At 32.9% G+C, this 3783-nt stretch carries 2 protein-coding genes and 1 pseudogene; all 3 read left to right on the top strand.

The genetic code is table 11. From position 1 onward, the window contains the following. Positions 1 to 807 (top strand): glycoside hydrolase family 5 protein (locus RTP52_RS05950; RefSeq protein WP_312369847.1); only part of this gene is annotated, 807 nt, incomplete at its 5' end. A 306-nt stretch (positions 808 to 1113) separates the two neighbouring features. Beyond that, the gene (locus RTP52_RS05945) at positions 1114 to 1596 is read left to right on the top strand and encodes a hypothetical protein (protein ID WP_312369845.1); all 483 of its coding nucleotides are present in this window, start codon (positions 1114 to 1116) and stop codon (positions 1594 to 1596) included. Positions 1597 to 2554: 958 nt separating this feature from the next. Then, positions 2555 to 3783 (top strand): annotated as a pseudogene (locus RTP52_RS05940) (ABC transporter substrate-binding protein); the annotation flags it as partial.

Raw genomic sequence — 3783 nt, 5'->3', positions numbered from 1 at the left:
AAAAACCCCGGTTTTAAACGAATAGACTGGATTATTCAGATGGCTGAAAGGTATGGAATGTATGTTATATTAGATTTACATGGCTGCCCTGGCGGTCAGAGCATGGATCATTGTTGCGGTACATTAGCTAGGAATAGTCTATATACCAATGCTGTTTGTCAAGAATCAATGAAGAAGTTATGGGTGGCTATTGCAAACAGGTATAAGGATACAAGTACAATTGCAGCTTATGATATTATGAATGAGCCACAAAATAATACCGGATATGAGGGTGAGAATAGCTATGATCCTTGGAAACAGGAATCATGGGAAATGACCAATCAGATTTATGATAGTATGATTAAAGCAATTCGAGAAACAGGAGATAATCATATTATTACAGTGGAAGGTATTTGGCGTGTATCGAATCTACCTGATCCTAGAGAAATGGGTTGGACCAATATGATGTACCAAACCCATTTATATGATGATGATCAAGGATTTATACGATGGGTAGAGGATATGGCAGCTACAATGAGTAAATATGGTGTAGCTGGATACATTGGTGAGTTCCAGAATTTGAATGGAATTAAAATGTGTGAAGAAAACAATATAAGTTGGACAACATGGTCGTATAAAGGCACTAACAATGATATAGGTACTTTCTTTTGCTACTTTGCCAATAGTGAAAGAGTTGATGTAGAAAAAGACTCCCTGGAGATTATTAAGCAGAAATGGGGAGAAAAAATTAAAACAAAAAACTTTGATGCAAAAAATAAAGTGATTGAATATATAAAAAACTCCACTCGCGTAAATTCTATCGAATGAGGAATTCGAACTATACTTAATACTCCTATACAACTTGGGTAAGAAAAGCATGTGTGCAACAAAAAATCAAAAGAATTCTAAGTAAGGATAAGCGTTGGAAGATATGCCAAGTAAGGGTTACCTCGCTTATCCTTCCATACAACATGATAGATACAAGAAAAAGTGAATATAGAAAAAGTGAATATAGAAAAAGTACGGCAGTTTATACACCACAGAAACTATTTGAAAACATTATGAAACTGTTGTAATATACTAGTGTTAGTAGCATTAATTAACATTCCAAAATACATAGTAGGAGGGGTTCATATGTTTGAAGAGTTAGGTGGATTATTTGGCTGGCTTCTAGTCTTTGCTTTTACTGGTACAATATTGAATTACTGTTTGAAATATGTGAATAAACATTTTGGTAAGAAGATATCTGATTATCCAACGGGTAAGAAGATAATGAAAATTATGATGACTATATTTATACGTAATCACAAATATTTTGGATTGGCTACGGTTGTGTTCTTACTTGCACATTTTATAGCCCAGTTTACTAAGTTCGGAATCAATGTAACCGGATGTATTGCTGCTATTATAATGATTTTACAGGTATTACTAGGTGTTTATGCAAACGTAAAGAAGAAACCAAGAAAAGGAGCATGGTTCATTGCTCATCGTATACTAGCTGTTTTGATCATTCTTGGAATTGCAATTCATCTAATTATTCCCAATGCATTAAATGCGGTAGCAGGGAAAGAGAATATATCTCAGGTATATGATTCAGTAGATGTTTCAAAATTATAGTCCTTTACATTAGATAATTGTAAAATACAATTGAGAAAATGGAAATAAAGCTAATATTGCTTATAATGGTCAGCTCTATGATGTCACAGATGTTCTGGAGTGGAAAGATGGGAAGTATCATAGTCAAAAAGCTGGAATGGATCTTTCAGAAGAACTCGACGAGGCACCTCATGGAAATTCTGTATTGGATGGTTTGGTGATTGCAGGGAAAATAGAGTAAAATTAAATATACAACAAGAATTTAGCTAGTTAACCACTAGCTTTTTTTGTGCCCTTTTAATGCAAAGTATGGATAACGGTTACAAGAGATTCAGAGATTTACCGTTTGAAGGAAGTTATTATATGGTATGGGGATATATTAAGGAATCTGGGGTGTTAAAAAGCATTTCCAACCTTTTTTTGCTAAATACTACTATGAATTTTTGGATAAGAAAGAGCTAATTCACTATTATTTAAGGCTAAAAAATAGAAAATCAATAGTAATTTAAATTTAAATAAACTTTTTATTGAAAAATTTGGAAATAATGTTATAATGTACAAAAACTAAGAAAAAAATTTAAATTGGAATAAGGTTAATAAAGTATCTAATTAGATAACTTTTTATTATATATAGAATAGAACAAAAACGATTATATTATAATAAACTAATATTTGTAAGAATATTATGTTTTTCCTCTATATAATATTATAGAAAGCTTATTTATTCTGATTATAAATAGTGGAACTATCAAAAAAAATTATACTAATCTATACCATTATAAATTTATAGTCGGATTAAAGAGTCGGTCTGTTTTTAGCACTGGCTCTTTTTGTTTAAATATTTTGTGAAGAGTCGAAAAAAATGAATAACAGTGGAAACCAGCAATATTTAAGTTTTCAGTATAAAGTCATTTTTACTTCAAATGGTAAAAATGTGCTTATAATACTGTTTACATATAAAAAATAAGGAGGAAAATTCATGAAGAAAATTATTAACAGAACCATCGCTCTTTCTGTTGCATGCGTATTGACTTTTTCCATGGCAGCATGTAGTAAGGGCAACAAGGACAAAGAGACATTAGTGAACGACCCTACCCCAACAGTCGAAGGTTCCACTGAAGCTCCTACTCCTGAAGCAGAAAAAGGTGAAACTTATACACTGAACCTATCAATTGCTGCTTCTCCTACAAACTGGAATCCACATACTTGGGAATCCAGTGCAGATGATCTTTTACGACAGTACTGCGCTCCAGGTCTTGTAGATACTACAATCGCTGAGGATGGTGTGAACTTTGCTTGGGTTTATGAGATGGCAGATGCTATCAGTGATGTTACTGCAACATTTGCTGACAAAGAGAAGTATAATATTACAGAGGATTCAGGTCGAGTTTATCAGATAGACCTAAATAAATTAGCTACATGGGAAGATGGTACATCCATCAATGCAGATACATATATTTATTCCATGAAGATGTTATTAGATTCTGGAATGAAGAATTACCGTGCCAATACTTACTTTGATGGCACAACAGCTATCTATAATGCAAGAAACTATTTCAATAATGACAAAGCAGGTACTCCTATTTATTCATCAATCTATGATGGGGCCGCATATGGCCTTGCTATCACTGATACGGATAAGATGTATGCAGGATTAAATGAAGTAAATGCGTTTTTTGGAAGTAGTTTAGCGGATGCTTATGAAAAATATGGTGCTGAAAAATTTACCGGTTCTGATGGAAAGGACTACTATCAGGAACTAGTAACCTTAATTGGTGACAAAGAATTTATCCCTGCAAGTGAGGAAGTACTTGCTGCAGTTAAGGGAATTTGCTCATTATTTGGCAGCGGGTATGATGAAGAGTTTATGGAAATGTTATTCTATTCCACAGGTACATATGTAAACACTCCATGGGAAGATGTTGGTCTTGTGAAGACTGGTGATTATCAATTACTTTATATAACCCAAACGCCTGTTACTATGTTTTATTTCTTATCTAATATGACAAGTAACTGGATTGTGAAAGAGGATATTTATGAATCGAATAAACAAACAATAAATAACTTAACAGCAACGAAATATGGTACATCTGTAGACAATTATATGTCCTATGGCCCTTATAAATTGGTTGGATTTGAAACTGATAAACAATTTATTATGGAAAAAAATGAAAAGTGGTATGGATACAAGGATGGAAAGCATAAAGG

This window comes from Lachnoclostridium sp., assembly GCF_031997925.1.
Classification (GTDB): Bacteria; Bacillota; Clostridia; order Lachnospirales; family Lachnospiraceae; genus Lachnoclostridium.
Note: the sequence above shows the minus strand (reverse complement) of the source record. Positions and strands in the feature narration are given on the sequence as shown.

Coding starts and splice junctions, on each gene's coding strand:
- RTP52_RS05945 (WP_312369845.1), top strand. CDS start 1,114: ATGTTTGAAGAGTTAGGTGGATTATTTGGCTGGCTTCTAGTCTTTGCT.